This is a genomic window from Ruminococcoides intestinale (assembly GCF_040095935.1).
GTDB lineage: Bacteria > Bacillota > Clostridia > Oscillospirales > Acutalibacteraceae > Ruminococcoides > Ruminococcoides intestinale.
This window is the reverse complement of sequence record NZ_JBBMFQ010000005.1, coordinates 15,977-36,874: the sequence shown is the minus strand read 5'-3', so window position 1 is coordinate 36,874 and position 20,898 is coordinate 15,977. Positions and strand designations below refer to the sequence as shown.

General features: G+C 40.5%; 18 protein-coding genes and 1 tRNA gene. 16 read left to right on the top strand and 3 right to left on the bottom strand.

The annotated features are described in order from the left end of the window. The first annotated feature begins 3 nt into the window (after window positions 1–3). Window positions 4–1,215 (top strand): serine hydrolase domain-containing protein, encoded by a 1,212-nt coding sequence (locus WMO31_RS08645; protein WP_367999536.1) that lies wholly within the window; start codon window positions 4–6, stop codon window positions 1,213–1,215. A gap of 96 nt (window positions 1,216–1,311) precedes the next feature. Beyond that, window positions 1,312–2,178: a hypothetical protein gene (locus WMO31_RS08640; RefSeq protein ID WP_021882844.1), complete on the top strand. Its 867-nt coding sequence runs from the start codon at window positions 1,312–1,314 to the stop codon at window positions 2,176–2,178. 43 nt (window positions 2,179–2,221) lie between these two features. Here the strand turns inward: WMO31_RS08640 and pdxR are convergent, their stop codons facing one another. Further along, on the bottom strand, window positions 2,222–3,586 hold the full coding sequence (gene pdxR, locus WMO31_RS08635; protein ID WP_306527395.1) for a MocR-like pyridoxine biosynthesis transcription factor PdxR: 1,365 nt from the start codon (window positions 3,584–3,586) through the stop codon (window positions 2,222–2,224). 152 nt (window positions 3,587–3,738) lie between these two features. On the opposite strand from pdxR, the gene murD reads away from it, so the two are divergent. From murD to WMO31_RS08610, 5 genes are read left to right on the top strand one after another with little or no spacing between them, the layout of a single operon-like run. Continuing rightward, complete coding sequence (gene murD, locus WMO31_RS08630; protein WP_367999535.1) at window positions 3,739–5,130, top strand: UDP-N-acetylmuramoyl-L-alanine--D-glutamate ligase; 1,392 nt, start codon at window positions 3,739–3,741, stop codon at window positions 5,128–5,130. An 8-nt stretch (window positions 5,131–5,138) separates the two neighbouring features. Next, the gene (locus WMO31_RS08625) at window positions 5,139–6,167 is read left to right on the top strand and encodes a M20/M25/M40 family metallo-hydrolase (RefSeq protein WP_367999534.1); all 1,029 of its coding nucleotides are present in this window, start codon (window positions 5,139–5,141) and stop codon (window positions 6,165–6,167) included. Beyond that, a complete protein-coding gene (locus WMO31_RS08620; RefSeq protein WP_367999533.1) occupies window positions 6,160–7,209 on the top strand; it encodes a M42 family metallopeptidase in 1,050 nt (349 codons plus the stop codon). The genes WMO31_RS08625 and WMO31_RS08620 overlap by 8 nt, the downstream gene beginning before the upstream one ends. Further along, window positions 7,210–7,983: a GNAT family N-acetyltransferase gene (locus tag WMO31_RS08615; protein ID WP_367999532.1), complete on the top strand. Its 774-nt coding sequence runs from the start codon at window positions 7,210–7,212 to the stop codon at window positions 7,981–7,983. It abuts the gene before it with no gap. A gap of 5 nt (window positions 7,984–7,988) precedes the next feature. Continuing rightward, a complete protein-coding gene (locus tag WMO31_RS08610; RefSeq protein WP_118101968.1) occupies window positions 7,989–9,248 on the top strand; it encodes a methionine gamma-lyase family protein in 1,260 nt (419 codons plus the stop codon). Window positions 9,249–9,313: 65 nt separating this feature from the next. Here the strand turns inward: WMO31_RS08610 and WMO31_RS08605 are convergent, their stop codons facing one another. Continuing rightward, on the bottom strand, window positions 9,314–9,772 hold the full coding sequence (locus WMO31_RS08605) for a nucleoside deaminase (protein WP_367999531.1): 459 nt from the start codon (window positions 9,770–9,772) through the stop codon (window positions 9,314–9,316). Then, a complete protein-coding gene (locus tag WMO31_RS08600) occupies window positions 9,765–10,820 on the bottom strand; it encodes a CPBP family intramembrane glutamic endopeptidase (RefSeq protein WP_367999530.1) in 1,056 nt (351 codons plus the stop codon). Before WMO31_RS08600 ends, WMO31_RS08605 begins: the two co-directional genes overlap by 8 nt. 283 nt (window positions 10,821–11,103) lie before the next feature. Between WMO31_RS08600 and WMO31_RS08595 the strand changes: the two genes are divergently transcribed. The 9 genes from WMO31_RS08595 (at window position 11,104) to WMO31_RS08555 (ending at window position 20,766) form a co-directional block, all read left to right on the top strand. Next, window positions 11,104–11,190, top strand: a tRNA-Leu gene (locus tag WMO31_RS08595). A gap of 60 nt (window positions 11,191–11,250) precedes the next feature. Then, on the top strand, window positions 11,251–11,754 hold the full coding sequence (locus WMO31_RS08590; protein WP_304018718.1) for a hypothetical protein: 504 nt from the start codon (window positions 11,251–11,253) through the stop codon (window positions 11,752–11,754). Window positions 11,755–11,985: 231 nt separating this feature from the next. Continuing rightward, window positions 11,986–12,693 carry a phosphoribosylaminoimidazolesuccinocarboxamide synthase gene (gene purC / locus WMO31_RS08585; protein WP_015523937.1) on the top strand — a complete coding sequence of 236 codons (708 nt, stop codon included), beginning with the start codon at window positions 11,986–11,988 and terminating at the stop codon, window positions 12,691–12,693. A gap of 80 nt (window positions 12,694–12,773) precedes the next feature. Continuing rightward, window positions 12,774–14,240: an amidophosphoribosyltransferase gene (gene purF, locus WMO31_RS08580; protein ID WP_117967508.1), complete on the top strand. Its 1,467-nt coding sequence runs from the start codon at window positions 12,774–12,776 to the stop codon at window positions 14,238–14,240. Between the two features lie 17 nt (window positions 14,241–14,257). Continuing rightward, window positions 14,258–15,694 (top strand): adenylosuccinate lyase, encoded by a 1,437-nt coding sequence (gene purB / locus WMO31_RS08575; protein ID WP_367999529.1) that lies wholly within the window; start codon window positions 14,258–14,260, stop codon window positions 15,692–15,694. 84 nt (window positions 15,695–15,778) lie between these two features. Continuing rightward, window positions 15,779–17,056: an adenylosuccinate synthase gene (locus WMO31_RS08570; RefSeq protein WP_015523935.1), complete on the top strand. Its 1,278-nt coding sequence runs from the start codon at window positions 15,779–15,781 to the stop codon at window positions 17,054–17,056. A gap of 67 nt (window positions 17,057–17,123) precedes the next feature. After that, window positions 17,124–18,677 carry a glutamine-hydrolyzing GMP synthase gene (gene guaA, locus WMO31_RS08565; RefSeq protein WP_367999528.1) on the top strand — a complete coding sequence of 518 codons (1,554 nt, stop codon included), beginning with the start codon at window positions 17,124–17,126 and terminating at the stop codon, window positions 18,675–18,677. 340 nt (window positions 18,678–19,017) lie between these two features. After that, entirely contained in the window at window positions 19,018–19,944 is a 927-nt protein-coding gene (locus WMO31_RS08560) for a hypothetical protein (RefSeq protein ID WP_367999527.1), read from the top strand. Between the two features lie 42 nt (window positions 19,945–19,986). Further along, entirely contained in the window at window positions 19,987–20,766 is a 780-nt protein-coding gene (locus tag WMO31_RS08555; protein ID WP_367999526.1) for a sulfite exporter TauE/SafE family protein, read from the top strand. Window positions 20,767–20,898: the final 132 nt, after the last annotated feature.

The window sequence follows — 20,898 nt, the reverse complement described above, 5'->3', positions numbered from 1 at the left end:
AAAGTGCTTATATCATCAAAAAAGGTTCTGTGTCTTGCAATTTCTGCGTTGACAGCTTTTTCTGTGTGCCTTACAGGTTGCGGAAAAGACACGCAGTCTTCTGTATCTGCTACCGAGAAAACAACTGCCGTGGCTGCCTCACAGCCTGTAACAAAGGCGGCAACCTCCGATGAGCAGACACAAGAACCTACATGGAACTATTCCGAACTCAAAAGAAAATCTTCCGATATTTCCGAAAATCTTGACGCAATAATAACCGATAACAAATTCAGGGGAACGGTTTATGTCAAAATCGGAAATGCTCTTGAGTATATCGGTACTAACGGATTTTCCGACAAGGACAGGCACACAAAGAATTCTACGGACACATGCTTTAGAATTGCTTCGCTCACAAAACAGTTTACTGCTGTTGCTGTTATGCAGCTTGTTGAGGAGGGAAAGCTTTCACTTGATGATACAATCGACAAATATTTTCCGTCATATAAATACGGCAAAAAAATCACCGTTAAAAACCTGCTTACAATGACAGCGGGCATAAAGGATTACATCAACAAAGACGGTGATACCAATACTTATGCATACAACGAATCTCAGCTTGAATATAAGGTTTCAGCCGAAAAATCCGCAAAGAAAAATAAAAAAGCCGTAATGGACTGGATACTTGATCAGGAACTTAATTTTGAACCCGATGAGAAGTATATGTACTCAAACAGTGCTTATTTTCTTCTCGGTGATATCATCGAACAGGTCAGCAAAACCTCGTACGAAAAATATATTAAAGAGAATATTCTTAAACCGTCGGGAATGATGAACACGGGCTTTGAGGGCACAGATAAGCTCGCTGTCGGATATCAGGATATTTACGATAATGCGTGGACATTGTATCCCGGAGTAGGATATTCTGCAACTGGTTTAATTTCCAATGTTCCCGATTTACTCAAATGGGTTGACGCTCTTTGTACAAACAAGCTCATTTCGGAAAAATCTTTTAAAGAAATGACAACACCGTACAAGGGTAACTACGGTTACGGCTTTGTTGTGTCAAAAGACAGCAATATGATTTCTCACACAGGAAAAATTGACAAGTATAATGCCGCTCTCGCTTTTACAAAAGACGAAAATCAAATTTATATAGCACTTTCAAATTATTCAAACAGCAGTCCGATTAATCTGTTTAATAACATTCAGAAAACACTTGCCCCGTTTTACGGTTAATTTTCGGCTGTTAATCACCAAAAATCAAAACCTCCATAAAATGTATTGTTACAGTGCATTAATTGAACTGTCAATACTTTTACGGAGGTTATTTTTATGTCAGATGTACCTTTCTGTTCCTCGGAAAATGCATGCACCGAAGGCGGCGAGCAAACTAACGGTTGTGAACCTGTTTGTATCAATGTTTCACGAATCTATGACAGTTGCGGAGCAAAAGATTGCCTTTCAAATCTTCCTGTTATGTTTACCGAAGCAAACCAGAAAATTATTGATGGGGCTTGTTCCGTAAAGATAAGTAATGTGCGCATAATTACATCTACGGTAGAGGTTGAGCCTGTTGCATTCCATCGTGGCTTTTATTCGGTTGATATGATGTACTATTTTGCCGTCACCGTTGAAGCCTATACAGCCGCAGGTGCGATTCCCGAAACTGTCACAGGTCTTGCAATGTACGGCAAAAGGGTTGTGCTTTACGGCGGTGAAGGCTGCGTAAAGTCATTCTCCAGCGACAAAGATGTTGTTTGCGATACATCAGATTCGGATTGTCCGTGCAAATATCCCTATTGCCTGCCGAGAGCAACGGTTCAAATTTCAAATCCAATGGCATTGTCTGCAAATCTACAGGATTACAATAATGCGAATCCGATAACTGTTTGCAGAACATTTCCGAATTGCGTTATTGATTACCTTGACGGAGAACCTGCACAGCCTGAAACACAGCGAGTGCTTGTTACAATCGGTATTTTTACGATTACAAGGCTTGAAAGAGATGTACAGATTATGATTCCGTCCTATGATTTTTGTGTTCCCCGCAAGGAATGTCCGTCAGCGCCCGATGATCCGTGCGAAGTTTTCAGTAAAATTGATTTTCCAACAGACTCATTCTTTCCGCCGAACGCAATACACCGTGGCGACCGTGACTCTTCTCATACATCTTCTTTTAAATGCGGTTGTGAAAACTGATTATACAGAAAAACGGGGCTGATTTCAGTCCCGTTTTGTTATGCTATTTTGAAATTGTTTCATAAAGTAATTTTATTCCGCTTTCAATTTTTACATCTTTTATTCCCGAAAAGCTTAACACAATCATATTTTCGGCTTTGTTGAACTGCATAGTTTTAATTAATGCGTCGTCAATTTTCTTTATAACAGAATCGTCAATCGTTTTATTCTTAAAAATCAGCGAAACATAAAGCGAAGTTTCGTTAAACACAATTTTAACGGAGGTTCCGAAATATTTCTTTATGTTTGAAAGCATAAGGTTGCTTTTTTCAAGATAAATTCTTCTTGCTTTTCTCAGATGAACATCAAGCTTACCGTTATTAATATACTTTGCAAGGGCAATTTGTTCTGTTTTTGACGCTGTCTGATTTGTGTATTTTTTAATTTTGTTGTATTCATCTGTGAGTTTTTGCGGAAGAACCATATAACTGATTCTGACAGAGGGAAGAAGTATCTTTGAAAAAGAGCCGAGATAAACCGTGTTTTCGGTATCATAATTCTGTACGCACGGCATAGGGTGCGTACTGTATCGAAGTTCACCGTTGTAATCGTCCTCAATAATCAAAACATTATTTTCTTTTGCCCATTTGATTATCTCAAGTCTGCGTGTAACAGGCATTGTAATGTTGCTGTTTACGGTAAAATTAGGATTTATAAGAATTATATCGGGCTTGATTTCTTCAAGTGAATCAATACAGGCTCCGTATTTATCACATCGGAAATATTTGATGTCATAACCGTGACTGTTGAACACATATTCACTCTGAATGTAGCTGTAATCCGCAAGTGCGATTTTCTTATTATTGCCGAGAAGTGAACAGAGTATGTGCAAAAGCGTCTGAGTACCTGCTCCGACGATAATATTTTCGTATGAGGTGTTTACACTCCGTGTGCCGAGGCTGTATTTTTGCAGAGCATTTCTCAGAATTTCTTCACCCTGTTCTTCACCGTAGGAAGTGAGCAGATAGTTTTGATTTAAAACCTCTTTAACATATTTTTTCCATTCGTTTATGTTGATTATACCGTCATCAATGCTTTTACTGCTGAAATCATATTCATAGTATCTTTTTGTTTTGTTGGTATTTGAAGACATTTTATCGCTTTTTGACGGTGTACCGCTGAACTGTGCCTCAACATAATATCCGCTTCGTGGCCTGTTTGATATATATCCCTCTGCACACAACTGTTCATACGCTCCGTTGACAGTAGTTTTTGAAACATCAAGGTCGGTACTCAATCGCCTTATTGACGGAAGCTTTGTTCCTTTTTTCAGACTTCCCGTTTCAATTGATTTTCTGACCGACATATAAATCTGCCTGTAAAGCGGAGTTTTATCTTTTTTATTGATAATTATAAAATCGTACAGCATAACATCACCTACCGTATTTTAACATTTTGAAAATATTATTGCAATATCAGTGTATTACGGTTGAAATTATTTCCGTTAAAATGTATAATTGTATGGTATGGCATAAAGTCACTGAAATGGCATAAAATACTAATTGCAGAGGGGATTTTACAATGAATGCTATGGCTGATAAATTTTTTGACAGTATAAAAGGGAAAAAAGTTACTTTTATCGGAATCGGTACAAGCAATCTTCCGCTTATAAAACTTTTTGTTGAAAAGGGTGCAAAAGTTACTGCTTGCGATAAGAAGAATTTTGAAGATTTGGGACAGAACGGTATTAAGGCTAAAGAGTACGGTGCAGAACTTTTACTCGGTGAAAATTATCTTTCCGAGATTGATGCCGATATCGTTTTCAGAAGTCCCGGCACACCTTTTTACAAGGATGAGCTTGTTGCGCTTCGTAACAAGGGCGTTGTTCTTACATCCGAAATGGAAGTTTTCTTCGATCTTTGCCCGTGCAGGATTATTGCTGTGACAGGTTCTGACGGCAAAACAACCACAACAACGATTATTTCTGAATTTTTAAAGGCGGCAGGTCTTAATGTACACCTCGGAGGTAATATCGGCAAGCCGCTTCTTCCTGAGATTGAAAGCGTGAATGATGATGACTGTGCAGTAGTTGAGCTTTCAAGTTTTCAGCTTATCTCTATGAGAAAGAGTCCGGATATTGCCGTGGTAACAAACCTTGCTCCCAACCATCTTGATATACACAAGGATATGCAGGAGTACATTGATTCAAAGAAAAATATCATTCTTCATCAGAATGCTTTTTCAAAGGCTGTTCTCAACCTTGATAATGAGATTACAAACGGCTTTTCCGACAGCGTAAGAGGTCAGCTCGCAAAGTTCTCCGTAAAAGAAAATGTTTCAAACGGTGCTTTTCTTGACGGCGATACAATCTGCTATAATGACTACGGAAAAATTACCCGTATTATGAACATTCATGACATCAAAATTCCCGGTATGCATAATGTAGAAAATTATCTTGCCGCTATTTCAGCCGTATGGGGACTTGTTGATGCAGAAACAATGGTAGCTGTTGCAAAGACTTTTGGCGGTGTTGCTCATCGTGCAGAGTTTGTAAGAGAGGTTGACGGTGTTAAGTATTACAACGATTCAATTGCGTCAAGTCCTACAAGAACCGCACTCGGCACACTTTCGCTTTACAGCCGAAAAATCTGCATTATTGCAGGCGGATATGATAAGCATATTCCTTATGAGCCGCTCGGACCCGTAATCAACGATAAAGTAAAACTCCTTATTCTTCTCGGTGATACTGCCCCGAAAATTGAAAAAGCCGTTAAAGAGGCTTCAAACTATGATGCAGATGAAATTGAAATCGTCAATGTAACAAATATGGAAGAGGCTGTAGCTGTTGCCCGTGAGCGTTCAACAAAGGGAGATATTGTTTCGCTTTCACCCGCAAGTGCAAGCTTCGGACTTTACAAGAATTTTGAAGAAAGAGGTAATCACTTCAAGTCAATTGTCAACGCTTTGAAGTAAGATATACAATGAACACAAAAGAACTTATTTTTGAACTCTGTTGTGCAATGGGTGTGTCGGGCAGGGAAGAACCCGCTTTGTCTGTTGCCGAAAAGTTTTTATCGGACTACACGGATGACATAATGATATCAAACGGCAGTCTTATGGCTGTTTGCGGTAACAAAAATTCAGATAGAACCATATTGCTTGACGCTCACATTGACCGCATAGGATTTATGGTTACCGAAATAAATGAAAACGGATTTGTAAAAGTTTCTCCGTGCGGAGGAATTGATGCAAGAACTCTTGCCGATACTCTGCTTTGTCTGCAGAACAATCCTGATGTAACAGGTGTTGTATGCTGTATGCCTCCTCATCTTTCCGACGGAAAAGAGGACAAGGCTATGCCAACCGACAAAATCTGGGTTGATTTCGGTCTGCCGTATGATGAAGTTAATAAACTCATTTCATTCGGAGATATGCTGACATTTGCCTCAAAGCCAACAAATCTTTTGAACGGCAGAATTGTTGCTCCTTGCCTTGATAACAGATGCGGTGTTGTATCACTTGTTAAGTGTGCAGAGTTATTGAAAGACAATGAAACAGATTATAAAGTAATTATCCTTTTAAGCTCTCAGGAAGAAACATTTGGCACAGGCGCTAAAACAGGTGCTTTTACAGTTGAAGCAGACGAGTCAATTGTTGTTGATGTAAGCTTTGCATCTCAGCCGGATGTTTCAGGGTTCTATTCTACGGTTGAACTCGACAAAGGACCTATGATTTGCATTTCTTCAATTCTCAACAAAGAAATGAGCAAATCGCTTGAAAGCGTTGCAAAGAATAAAAATATACCGTATCAGCTTGAACCGATAGCAGGCAGAACAGGTACAAATGCCGACCATATTTCAATCAGCGGAAAAGGTGTAAAAACTGCTGTTGTATCAATCCCACAGCGATATATGCATACACAGAATGAAGTTATTTCTGTAGCTGATGTTGACAATACGGCAAAGCTTATTGCCGAATACATTAAATGCGGAGGTGCTTTCAATGATTGACATAAAATTGCTTGAACAGCTTTGCCTTTGCAACGGTATTTCGGGTGATGAGGGGAATGTTCGCAATCTTATAATTAACGAGATTAAAGACTGTGCCGATGATATTAAAACAGATAATCTCGGCAACCTTATTGTGTTTAAAAAGGGAAAAAAGTCTGCAAAAAGCAAACTTATGGTGTCGGCACATATGGATGAAGTAGGTCTTATGGTAACGGATATAACATCTGACGGTTACCTTAAATTTGACGAGGTCGGAGGAATTGACAGAAGAGTTCTTCCCGGTAAGCGTGTATGTGTTGGCAGAAACGGTCTTAACGGTGTAATCGGTGTGAAACCGATTCATCTTACAAACGGTGATGAAAAAACTGCTGTTCCGAAAATGAGTGATATGTACATTGATATCGGTGCCGAAAGCAGGGAAGATGCGCTTAAATATGTAAACTACGGTGACGGCATTAATTTTGAGGGTGACTTTAAGATTAACGGCAAAACTGTTGTTACAAAGGCACTTGACGACCGTTTTGGTTGCTATGTGCTTATTAATCTCATAAAATCCGAACCCGAATATGATATGTATTTCACATTTGTTGTTCAGGAAGAAGTGGGATTGCGTGGTGCAAGACCTGCGGCTTTTACGGTTAATCCTGATTTTGCTCTTGTTATCGAAAGCACAACTGCCGCTGATGTTGCAGAGGTTGATGCATCTCATCAGGTGTGCAATTTGTCAAAAGGCGCAACGGTTACCGTTATGGATAGGGCGACAGTTTATGATAAAGAAATGATAAGTGCTGCTTTTGAACTTGCCGAAAAGAATAACATAGCTGTTCAGTATAAGAGAGCAGTTGCAGGCGGTAATGATTCGGGTGCAATTCATCAGAGCAGAGGCGGAGTGAGAACTCTTGCGGTATCACTTCCGTCAAGGTATATTCATGCTCCTTCAACTGCGGCAAACCTTGATGATTGCGAAAGCGTTTTAAAACTTGCAAAAGCATTGTCCGATTATATTGCGGGCGGAAATTTAGCGAAAGGAAAGACGGTCTGAATGATAGTAACCGCCAATGAAAATTATATAAATGTAATTATGAACCTGTCGGCGGAAGATCCGTTTGCGTGCAGAATAATTTCTCAGTACAACAGTTACGATTCATCGCTTGCTTTCGTTGACTACTGGACGATAATTGACGATAAAACAGATGAGTGTACAGGTGCAATTTCCCGATGCGGAACAAACTTCATTTTATTTCTCACAGATAAAACAAATCTTGAAGAAGTTTCGTCATTTATGCGTGTTGCGGGTGCGTCAAGTGCAATATGCAGCGGAGATTTTAAACTTAATTTATACGGCAGTAAATCTGTTTCGGGTGTTATTCTGAAAAAATCAGAACCGTTTGAAAATGTTGACGAAAGTATAAATTTTGATGTTCCCGATATTAAAGAGGTTTATAATCTCATCGTAAGCTGTGCCGATGAAAATTTCGTTCCGCCGCCGTTTGATGATTTTTATGTTGATGTGAATCACAAGCTTCGTCATAATGCAACGAGAATGTACGGTGTTTATGACGGCACAAAACTTGTTGCAATGGCTATGACCGTTGCCGAAAGCAGTAACGGTGCCGTGTTGGGTGCGGTATCGTGTCATCCCGACTACAGAAAGCACGGCTACGGTTCAACTGTTGTAAAGTACATATCCAACAGACTGATTGCCGAGAACAAGACCGTGTATCTTCACAGAGCCAAGAATGCAAATCAGTCGTTTTATAATAATCTCGGTTTTGAACAGTGCGGATCATGGCAGGAATATTATTTTGAAAGGTGATATATTTGAGTTTTTTTGATATAGATGAAAGAGTTATAAAAGCATCCGAAAAGGCAATGGAGCTTTGCAAGGACAAGCTTGCGGAGATTGACAATATTCAGGAATACAACCAGCAGAAGATGATAAAGGCTTTTCAGCTTGCAGATGTTCGTGAAAGTCACCTTTGGGGTTCTACAGGCTACGGATATGATGATGCAGGCAGAGAGGCTCTTGACAAGGTCTATGCCTATGTTTTTGATGCAGAAGACGCACTTGTCCGTCATAATTTCGTAAGCGGTACTCATGCCCTTACAGTTGCACTTTTCGGCGTTTTAAGACCAGGGGACACAATGCTTTCCGTAACAGGAATGCCGTATGATACAATCCGTTCTGCTATAGGCATTGAGGGTGACTATCCCGGTTCACTCAAGGACTTTTCAATCAATTTTGAAATGACCGAGCTTAATCCTGACGGCACACTTGACTATGACAAAATCGCAAGCGATATTGCAGAAAAAAAGCCTAAAATGGTTTACATACAGCGTTCAAGAGGCTACAGCACAAGACCTACGCTCACATGGAGAGAAATCAAAAAGCTTTGTGAAATTTCAAAAGCCAATTCGCCCGAAAGTATTATTATGCTTGATAACTGTTACGGTGAATTCATTGACAAGGTTGAACCTTTGTCGGTTGGTGTTGATATGATGGCAGGCTCTCTTATCAAGAATCCGGGTGGCGGTATTGCTCCTACAGGCGGATATATTGCAGGTAAGAAAGAACTTGTAGAGATGTGTGCCTACAGACTTACCACTCCCGGTACAGGCAAAGAAATCGGTGCTACTCTTAACGCAAACAGAGAACTTTTTATGGGTGCGTACCATGCTCCTCATGTTACGGGGGAAGCACTTAAAACTGCAGTATTTGCATCGGCACTTTTTGAAATTCTCGGTTATGAAACAAGTCCAAAGTACAATGATGCAAGAGGAGATATCATTCAGCTTATCATGCTCGGTAATGCAGAAAAGGTATGCCGCTTTTGCGAGGGAGTTCAGAGCGGTTCGGCTGTTGACAGCTTTGTATCTCCGATTCCGTCGGATATGCCTGGTTACGAAAGTCAGGTAGTTATGGCGGCAGGCGCATTTACTCTCGGTTCATCTATTGAACTTTCTGCAGACGCACCGTTGCGTGAACCGTATGCAGTATGGATGCAGGGAAGTCTTAATTTCCACAGCGGTAAGCTCGGTGTAATGCTTGCGGCAAGTAAGATTTTAAGAGATGAAAAATAATATAATCCTGTTTCTTTGATTATAACAGCAAATAAAAAATCCCGCTTACAAAAGCGGGATTTTTTCTATGATTTTTTATTGCGTAAGTTTTTAAAAAAGTCGGAGAGAAGTTTTGAACACTCCTCCTGCATAATACCGCCGACTGATTCAGGCTTGAAATTGAACGGCATCTGGAACAGATTCGTAATTGTACCGCAAGCGCCGTTTTTTAAGTCGTATGCGCCGAAATATACCTTTGGAATATGAGCGTTGATTATTGCACCGGCACACATAGGGCAAGGCTCAAGTGTTACATAAATTTCACAGTTCCACAATCTCCAACCGCCAAGCTTTTGACAGGCATTGTAGATTGCATCTGTTTCGGCATGAAGAAGAGCGTTCTTGCTCTGTTCACGGCGATTTCTTCCTGTGGCAACAATTTCATCATTTCTGACAATTACCGCACCGACGGGAACTTCGTTTTCCGCAGCGGCAATCTCAGCCTGTTCAATAGCCTTTTGCATATAGTATAAAGTTTTATCCATTGTTAATTAATCCTAAATTTGTGATTGTAGTTATCAGAAAAAGTACAAGTGAAAGTATGATGCCGGGATTCACAAGAAATGCAGTCATTTTCTCTTTTAAGCTAAGTTCACTTACAATTCCGTCTTTCTTATCAGACATTTTAAAAAAGTTCTTATCTTTTTTGGCGAGTACGATATATGAAACAAAGCCTGCAATACAGAAGAAAATAATCAGGCTGTAACTGATTATTGTTGCCGCATAATCGGAAACAATGTTTGCATCTCTTAAAATGCTCATGGAAACAGCATATAGGTTATTAAGAAAATGGATTGCAATTGACGGAAGAATGGAGTTGAATTTGCAATCGACATACGCAAAAATAAGTCCGAGAATAAACGCAAACGGAATTTGTGATATATTCTGATGCATTGCACCGAACAAAATTGCAGAGCCTATAACTGCTGTTGTATCACCGAACTTTCTCAGAGAACCCATAACTATTCCTCTGAAAGCAAATTCTTCGGCAAAAGCGGGGACGATTGCTGTTGAAATTATGTTCAGAACAATACTCAAAACACTTGAATCTCCGATTGTCAATCCCGAAGATGTGTTTTCAATTCCGAAAAGCGAGAAGTTGTCTGCGATAACGCTCGTGGCAACATTTGCAATCATCGCACCCCCCATTCCGAGGAACAGAATGGGTATCATACTTTTTTGTTTTACATATTTTGTGCTGATAACATCATTTAAACTGTTTCTTGAAAGCTTTATATAAAAAAATGCAGGAACAACAACGGCAAATACGGAAATAAATATATCCATAAAGTAAGTCAGTATTGAATAATTGTCAGAATAAATATATTTTGCCGAACCAAAAGCCTTGAAAACTTCTATAACTATCATTGCGCTTACTGTCATTGTAAGCGAATACGCAAATACAAAAAAGCCTAAACCGCTTGATCTTTGCTTGAGATTATCATACTGGAACTCTTTTTTGAAATTGCGGTTATAATTAAGGTTATTGCCGTAAAACGGCATATTATTACCCGAAAACTGGTTATTTATCAAATTATCACATCCTCAAAGCTATTCTAACATAGAGGCATATTATTTTCAAGGATTAAAACATCCGTATAAAGTATTTGCATGATTAAAATGATGTAATCCGACAAAAAGTAACTTTAAAATACAGTATAATAAATTCACCCAAAATCAACGCCAAAGAAGAAAAACCGTTTGTATTTTCACACAAATTGATTCACCTCTATTTACAGCGTAGTAATTAAGGCAAAAAATTTAAAAATATAACTTGATTTTTCCTGATTTGTATTGTATAATATGTTTTGCATTTGCCGGTGTGATGGAATTGGCAGACGTAGCGGACTCAAAATCCGCCGGTAGCGATACCGTACCGGTTCAAGTCCGGTCACCGGCACCAAAAGGACATTAACTCATAGAGTTAGTGTCCTTTTTTAGTATATTTTGGAGGGCGATAATTATGGGCGGAATAAGTGTTATGCTTTTAATGGGAATGCTTTCGGCTATGTATGTGTTCTTTATAGCAGTAATTGCCGTGCTGATTATTTATTTTGCAGTAAGCTATGTTTTTGAGAGCATTGCGGCAATGGGTATGTGCAAGAACTTGTACTGCAAGCACAGCGGTACAGCGTGGATTCCGTTTTATAATAAATATCTCCTCGGTAAAATTGCAGGGAATAAGGCTTTAGGCATAATTGAAGGTGTGCTGAACCTTTCAATCGCAACCGTTGCTGTTCTGTTTTTTTGTTTTGAACTGGAAATCGGTATCATCGGCTTGATTGCCCTGTTAGCTTGTGTCATTGCCTCATTTGTGATAGATGTAATTATTTCGGATAAAATATTCAAAAATCTTAACATCAGATATTCGGATGTTCTCACAGTAGTAAATGTTCTTACCTTCGGACTTTTTAGACCGATAATACTTTTCGTATTCAGAAATAAACAGAATACGGTCAGATTTTAATTTCAAAGGAGCAATACACGCCGTATTGTTCCTTTTCCTTTTGCAAAAATGCCCTGTTTAAGATTATTTTTGTTTCACAATTTTTCGATACAGGCAATTTTTTAAAAAATTCGTCAATTTTTTTATTTTTAATTCTCATACGGTTGCTTATTTTTGATTTATATATTATAATGTATCTTGTATTGTTTTTTAATTACGGCGCAAAGCCGCATCTTTATGGAGGATTTGATTATGGAAAAGAAAGAATTACTTTACGAAGGAAAAGCTAAAAAGGTATTTTCTACAGAAGATCCCGATCTCTGCATCGTTTCCTACAAGGATGACGCAACTGCATTCAACGGCGAGAAAAAGGGTACAATCGTTGGCAAGGGTGTTGTAAACAACCGTATGTCAAACTTTATGTTCAAGCTTCTCGAAAAGCACGGCATTGCAACAGACTTTGTTGAAGAGCTTAACGACAGAGATACAGTCCTCAAGAAGGTTGAAATTGTTCCTCTCGAGGTAATTTTAAGAAATAAAGCTGCCGGCAGTCTTTCAAAGCGTCTCGGTCTTCCCGAAGGCACTCCGATGAAGACTCCTGTTCTTGAATTCTGCTATAAGAACGATGAACTCGGCGATCCTATGGTAAATGAATATCACATCCTCGCAGCAGGCTTTGCTACAAAGGAAGAAATCGACACAATCACAGAAATGGCTTTCAAGATTAATGAGATTATGATTGAATTCTTCAAGCAGTGCAAGGTTGATCTTATCGACTTCAAGATTGAGTTCGGCAGATACAAGGGCAAGATTCTCCTTGCTGACGAAATCTCTCCCGATACATGCCGTTTCTGGGATATGGATACTCAGGAAAAACTCGACAAAGACCGTTTCCGTCGTGACATGGGCGGTGTTGAAGAGGCTTATGCCGAAATGATGAAGCGTGTAGGTCTTGCATAATAACTACATTGTGAATTTTTGAATTAAGATATGTGAATTAAACTTTGGATAGTTATTTTGATTAATCGGATGGTGGCACCTTGGAATTTTCTTTCGATAATTTTGCAAAAGAAGGTCTGCACGAAGAGTGCGGAGTATTCGGCATATTCAGCGACGGCACAATTAACCCTGCATACGCTTGTTATAACGGCTTGCTTGCTCTCCAGCATAGAGGACAGGAAAGCTGCGGCATCGCTGTATCTGACGAAGGTGTAATTGATTATCACAAAGATATGGGCCTTGTTACCGAGGTCTTTAACAACAAAATTCTTGATTCTCTCAACGGACAAATGGCGGTTTCGCATGTCCGTTACTCGACTGCAGGCGGTTCTGTGCTGGAAAATGCACAACCGCTTGTTATGCGTTATGTAAAGGGTACGCTTTCAATCGCCCATAACGGCAACCTTACCAATGCGCTTGAAATCCGCAGAAGTCTTGAACAGCGTGGCGCAATCTTTCAGACAACAATCGACAGCGAGGTTATCTGCTATGTAATTGCCCGTGAAAGACTTAAATGTCATTCTGTTGAAGATGCCGTTGCAAGAACGATGCAGGTAATTGAGGGAGCTTATTCGCTCCTTGTTATGAGCCCGAGAAAGCTTATTGCGGCTCGTGATCCTCACGGATTCAGACCGCTTTGTATGGGCAAGTACAACGATTCCTATGTTTTTGCAAGTGAAAGTGCGGCTCTTGATGCCTGCGGTGCAGAATTTGTCCGTGATATTGAACCGGGCGAAATCGTAATTGTAGACCAAAACGGTGTCCGCAGTATGAAACCCGACTTTGGTGACAAGAAAAAGGCACTTTGCATTTTTGAGTATATTTATTTTGCCCGTTCAGACTCCTTTATTGACGGAGTAAGCGTTTATGAGGCAAGAAAGCAGGCAGGACGAATTCTTGCAAGGAAATACCCTGTTGAGGCTGATATGGTTGTCGGTGTTCCCGAATCGGGAATTGATGCCGCAATCGGTTACAGCGAAGAATCCGGAATTCCTTATGAAAAGGCTATTGTGAAGAACAGCTACATCGGCAGAACCTTCATAAAGCCAAGTCAGAAGGAACGAATGAAAAGCGTAAAAATTAAACTCAACCCGATTGCCGACAAAATCAAAGGCAAGAGAGTTGTTATTATTGATGACAGCATTGTGCGTGGTACAACTGTTGACCGAATTGTTACAATGCTCAAAGAGGCAGGCGCAAAAGAGGTACATATGCGTATCAGTTCACCTCCGTTTATGTGGCCGTGTTATTACGGTACAGACATTCCGTCAAGAGGAGAACTTATTGCCTGCAACCATACAATCGAAGAAATTACAAAGCTCAGCAAGGCTGATTCCCTCGGATATCTCCCTGTTGAGTCACTTCGTGAGATGATTCACAACGCTCCCGTAGGCTTTTGTGACGGTTGCTTTACGGGTAATTACCCCGCTCCTATAACAAAAGAAACCTTTAAGGGCAAGGAGCGTGGCGGAATGAACTTCGATGAAAACAATAAAAAGGACAACTAATTGAAAGGATGTAAATAATGGTAAAAGATACTTATGAATCACCCTTGTCAGCCCGTTATGCAAGCAAGGAAATGAAATACATTTTCTCGCCGGATAAAAAATTCAGAACATGGAGAAAGCTCTGGATTGCTCTTGCAGAATCGGAAAAAGAACTCGGACTCCCAATTACACAGGAGCAGATTGACGAACTCAAGGCTCATGCTGATGACATCAACTATGAAGTTGCACAGGAAAGAGAGAAAATTGTTCGTCATGATGTAATGTCACATGTATATGCTTACGGTGTTCAGTGTCCGAACGCAAAGGGCATTATTCATCTCGGAGCAACCTCCTGTTATGTCGGTGATAACACAGATATCATCATTATGACAGAAGGACTCAAGCTTATCAGAAATAAGCTTATCACCGTTATCCGCAACCTTTCAAAGTTTGCCGATGAATACAAGGCTCTTCCAACCCTTGCATTCACTCATTTTCAGCCTGCACAGCCTACAACAGTAGGTAAGAGAGCGACTCTCTGGCTTCAGGAACTCCTTATGGATCTTGAAGATGTTGAGTATCAGCTTTCAAAGGCTAAGCTTCTCGGTTCAAAGGGTACAACAGGTACACAGGCAAGCTTCCTTGAACTCTTTGACGGAGATCACGAAAAGTGCAAAATGCTTGACCGTAAGATTGCAGAAAAAATGGGCTACAAGGCTTGTTTCCCTGTATCAGGTCAGACATATTCAAGAAAGCTTGATTCACAGTTCCTCAATGTTCTTGCGGGAATTGCTCAGTCAGCCGCTAAATTCTCAAATGATATCAGACTTCTTCAGCACCTCAAAGAGGTTGAAGAGCCGTTTGAAAAGAATCAGATCGGTTCATCGGCTATGGCTTACAAGCGTAACCCAATGAGAAGTGAGCGTATTGGTTCACTTTCAAGATATGTTATGGTTGATGTTCTCAACGGTTACTTTACAACTGCCACACAGTGGTTTGAAAGAACACTTGATGACTCCGCCAACAAGCGTCTCAGCGTTCCGGAGGCATTCCTCGCAGTTGACGGCATCCTTTCACTTTATGCAAATGTTGCAGACGGTCTTGTCGTTTATCCAAAGGTAATTGAACAAAGACTCAGAAAAGAACTTCCGTTCATGGCAACAGAGAATATTATGATGGATGCAGTTAAAAAGCGTGGTGCTGACAGACAGCAGCTTCACGAGAAAATCCGTGAGCATTCAATGGCTGCGTCGAGAGTAGTCAAGGTTGAAGGCGGCGAAAATGATCTTCTCGAGAGAATTGCCGCAGATGAGGCATTCGGCGTTACTCTTGAAGAGCTTGAAAAAATTCTCAAGCCTGAAAACTACACAGGCAGAGCAAAAGAGCAGACAGAGGACTTCCTCAACGAGTGCATCAAGCCTGTTCTTGAAAAGTACGCAGATGTTGAGCCTGACAAGCCTGAAATCAATGTTTAATTAGACTGATTTAATCGAACCTTTGGTTCAAGTATATATTTTATTTATAGCAGACTATGCGTCTGTAAAAAGGAGTTTTGTAAAATGGTAAAAGCAATTGTAGGTGCCAACTGGGGCGACGAGGGCAAGGGTAAAATTACCGATGTTCTCGCAAACGACAGCGACATCGTAATTCGTTTTCAAGGCGGTGCAAACGCAGGACATACAATTGTCAACGATTACGGAAAATTTGCTCTTCACCAGCTTCCTTCGGGTGTTTTCCATCAGAATATCACCAATATAATCGGCAACGGTGTTGCTTTCAGCGTTGAAAACTTCGTTAAGGAAATGGCTCACCTCAAAGATCGCGGAGTTCCCGAGCCAAACATTATTATTTCTGACAGAGCACAAATTGTTATGCCTTACCATGTAGCATTTGACTGCTACGAGGAAGAGCGTCTCGGCAAAAATTCTTTCGGTTCAACAAAGAGCGGTATCGCTCCGTTCTATTCTGACAAGTATTCAAAAATCGGTTTTCAGATCAATGAGCTTTATGATGATCCCGATTCACTCAGAGAGAAAATCAGACACGCTCTTGAAATCAAGAATGCAACTCTGAAAAACCTCTACAACAAGCCCGAAATCACAGAACAGGAAGTTTTTGACAAGCTAATGGAATATAAGGAACTTCTTGCTCCTTATGTCGGTGACGCATTCACTTTTGTTCATAATGCGCTCAAAGACGGAAAGAATATTCTTCTTGAAGGACAGCTCGGTTCACTCAAGGATACTGACTTCGGTATTTATCCTATGGTTACTTCATCCAATACAATCGCAGGTTACGGTGCAGTAGGCGCAGGTATTCCTCCGTATGAAATCAAAGAAATCATCACAGTTGTCAAGGCTTATTCAAGTGCGGTAGGCGCAGGTGAATTTGTTTCTGAAATCTTCGGCGATGAGGCTGACGAACTCCGCAGAAGAGGCGGTGACGGCGGAGAATTTGGTGCAACAACAGGCAGACCGAGAAGAATGGGTTGGCTTGACCTCGTTGCAACACGCTACGGTTGTATGGTTCAGGGTGCAACACAGGTTGCTTTCACGGTTCTTGATGTTCTCGGATATCTTGATGAAATCCCTGTTTGTGTAGGTTATGAGCTTGACGGCAAGGAAATTGACTACTTCCCGTCAACAACAAAGCTTAAAAGATGCAAACCTATCCTCAAAAAGCTCAAGGGCTGGAAGTGTTCAATTTCAGGTATTACAGAATATGACAAGCTTCCTAAGGAATGCCGTGAATACATTGAATTTGCCGAAAAGGCTATCGGTGTGCCGATTACAATGGTTTCAAACGGTCCTTCCAGAAACGATATTATTTACAGATAATTAAAATATTAATTGAATACCGCACAAATTCTGTGCGGTATTCTTTAAATTTGAAAGGAATTTTACTATGAGCAATGCTACAAAAGAAACTGTCATTGTTCTTGATTTCGGCGGTCAGTACAATCAGCTGATTGCAAGAAGAGTTCGTGAGTGCAATGTGTATTGCGAAATTCTTCCTTATACCGTTGATATTCAGAAAATCAAAGACATTAGCCCAAAAGGTATTATCTTCACAGGCGGTCCTAACAGCGCTTATGACGAGTCATCACCGCATTATACTCCTGAAATTTTTGAACTTGGAATCCCGATTCTCGGCATTTGCTACGGTTGTCAGCTTATGGCATACACGCTCGGCGGCAATGTTGTTTCGGCTACAGACAATTCATCAAGTGAGTACGGCAAGACAGTTACAAAATATAATAACAATGATATACTCTTTAAATCCGTAAAGAGTGAAGGAATTTCATGGATGAGTCACCGTGACTATATCAATGAAGTTCCCGAAGGATTCAGCATTACAGCTACAACGGATGTATGTCCCGTAGCCGCAATGTCCTGCCCTGAAAAGAAATTCTACGGTGTTCAGTTTCATCCCGAAGTTAACCATACAGATAACGGTAAAGATATGCTCCGTTCATTCCTTTATGATGTTTGCGAATGTAAGGGTGAGTGGAAAATGGAAAGCTTCATCGACACAACTGTTGCACAGCTTAAAGAGCAGATTGGTGACAAGGGTGTAGTTCTCGGACTTTCGGGCGGTGTAGATTCATCTGTTGCTGCAGCACTTCTCAGTAAGGCAGTCGGTAAACAACTTACCTGCGTTTTCGTGGATCAGGGACTTATGAGAAAAGACGAGGGCGACTTTGTAGAGCAGACCTTTACAAAGCTTTTTGATATGAACTTTGTCCGCATTAATTGTCAGGAAGAGTTCCTTGCAAAGCTTAAAGGTGTTGAAGAACCCGAAGAAAAGCGCCACATTATAGGTACAGAATTTTATAAGGTGTTCTGGAACAAAATCCGTGAAAGCTACGGCGAGGGTTACTTTGCACAGGGTACAATTTATCCCGACCGTATCGAAAGCGGTAAAGGCGATGCCGCAAAAATCAAAACACATCACAATCAGGTTGGTATCCCGGAAGATATTGACTTTGCAGGTGTAATTGAACCGCTTAAAGACCTTTTTAAGGATGAGGTAAGAGTAGTAGGTGAGAAGCTTGGACTTCCGCACGACCTCGTATGGCGTCAGCCGTTCCCGGGTCCGGGACTCGGTGTGCGAGTAATCGGTGAAGTTACAGCCGAAAAGGTTCGTATTCTTCAGGAAGCCGATGCAATTCTTCGTGATGAAATGGATAAGTGCGGTTACGCAGATAAAATGAGCCAGTTCTTCGCAGTTCTCCCGGGTGTGAAAACTGTTGGCGTTATGGGTGACGCAAGAACATATGACGAACTCATCGCTCTCCGTGCCGTTACAACCGATGATTTTATGACAGCCGACTGGGCAAAAATCCCCTACGAAATCCTAGGCAGAGTCTCCAACCGCATCATCAACGAAGTTGAACATGTCAACAGAGTAGTCTATGATATAACAAGTAAACCCCCCGGAACAGTAGAGTGGGAATAATATCAAGTGTTATTGTGCAACACCCATTATCCTGTAATGTGTAAAATTTAAGCAGTTGCAGGAGGCTTTGCTATACAAATATTTATATTTTGATACCTAAACCGTAGGTGACTTAAAAAACGCCGCTAATTTCTGCGCCGTTTTTATCATATACTGAACCTCCAATATGTACAGCGTCTTTTGCAAGACCTGCATATCCACGCATAATGACAGATACGCTGTTAAAGAAAAAAATCTGTGAATAAATTTTGTCTGTTAATGCTGACAGATTTATGATACAATAGTGCTGTTAGTTTGAATTGAAAAGTGGGTAGAAATATAAAAAATGAGGAAACTGAATTTGACAAAAGCATTTAAAAACGCATTACCGTATGTATTAACGCTTATACTTGTCGGTATAATGACTTTTGTTGCGGAAATATTGGGTGAGGGGGAGATAATCTTTCCTGAAATAACGGCACTTGCAATTGGTTATATGGTTACACAAAAGCAAGGTTGGAAAGTCAATGACAGCCGAATGATTGCGTTAATTGCGATTTGCGCTGTTGCGGGTGTGCTGACAGTCCGATACATAAAAGTCGGGCTTTATCTTGAAATATTGATTGCATTTATATTTGCACAAATTCTCTTTATGTTTTCGGGAACAACATTTGCACCGATGATTTCGGCAATTGTGTTGCCCGTTATGATGCAGACCGAGAGCTTTATATACCCGATTGCCGCATTTTTGCTGACAATTGCGGTTGTATTATTCCGCAGATTTCTTTTGAAAGTTAAAATAAGGGATAAAGAGGATTTTCAGTCGGTAAACCTGCATGCAAAGAGCGATGTGATTGACACAGCCGTAAGAACAATCTGTGTTGCCGTTGTGGGATTCTTCGCAATTTGGTCGGGCTTTAAATTTGCAATTGCACCGCCGTTGCTTGTGGCGTTTACGGAATTTTCCCGTCCGAAAAATAAGGCTCGCAACAAGCCGGTAAAGACGGTTTTGCTGATAACAGTCTGTGCATTTGTCGGAGCGGTTTCAAGATATGTGCTGAATATGACTCTCGGATTGCCGTTGACAGTTGCCGCATTGACAGCCACGGCGATAATGCTTGTAATTGTTTACTGCACAAAAATGTATATTCCGCCTGCCGGAGCATTGACAATTTTGAGTATGATTATTCCGAGTGAAAGCGTACTTTTGTACCCGTTGCAGATACTTGTCGGAACTGCGGTAATAATGCTGATTTCACGGCTTTTGTTTATGAAACGGCAAAATTAAAATAATCTTAATTTAGTTATATTATTCTATAGAGGAAATTAAATGGATATATTTATTACAATTTTAGTTACATTTTTTGCAGGAATGGGCGCAGGTCTCGGAACAGGTTTTGCAGGAATGAGTGCGGCGGCTGTAATAAGTCCTATGCTCATAACTTTTCTTAATATGGATCCGTATATGGCAGTCGGAATCGCACTTTCGTCCGATGTTTTGGCGAGTGCAGTTTCGGCTTATACATACCATAAAAATAAAAATCTCGATGTCAGAAACGGTTTGATTATGATGGCGAGTGTGCTTGCGTTTACGATTGTCGGCAGTTATGTTGCAAGCATTGTTCCATCAGCTACAATGGGCGGATTTTCCGTGTTTATGACATTTTTGCTCGGCATAAAATTTATCATCCGTCCCGTTATGACAACTAAAGAAGCTATGCTCGGTGTGTCGGCAAAAAAAAGGGCAATCCAGTCTGTAATCTGCGGAATGTTAATCGGCTTTATCTGCGGATTTATAGGTGCGGGCGGAGGAATGATGATGCTTTTGATTTTGACGACCGTGCTGAACTATGAATTGAAAACCGCTGTCGGCACAAGCTTATTCATTATGACATTCACCGCCCTGACAGGCGCAGTTTCGCACTTTATGATTGGTGGCACACCCGATTGGTTTGTGTTCATTCTCTGCATAGCGTTCACCCTTATATGGGCGAGAATTGCCGCCGTCTTTGCAAACAAAGCTAAGCCCAAAACCCTGAACCGTGCAACAGGCATTGTCCTCGTGGTGTTAGGTGTTGTTATTATGGGCTTTAAGCTTTTAGCAAAATAAAAATTGACAGTTTAAAATTTAAAATTCAGGTCGGACAATAGATTTGTAAAATGCAAAAATTTCTATTGTCCGATTTTCAACGGTTATGTTGGGGCTAATCGAGTAGGGCGAAACAAGTGCTTGCTTTGAACA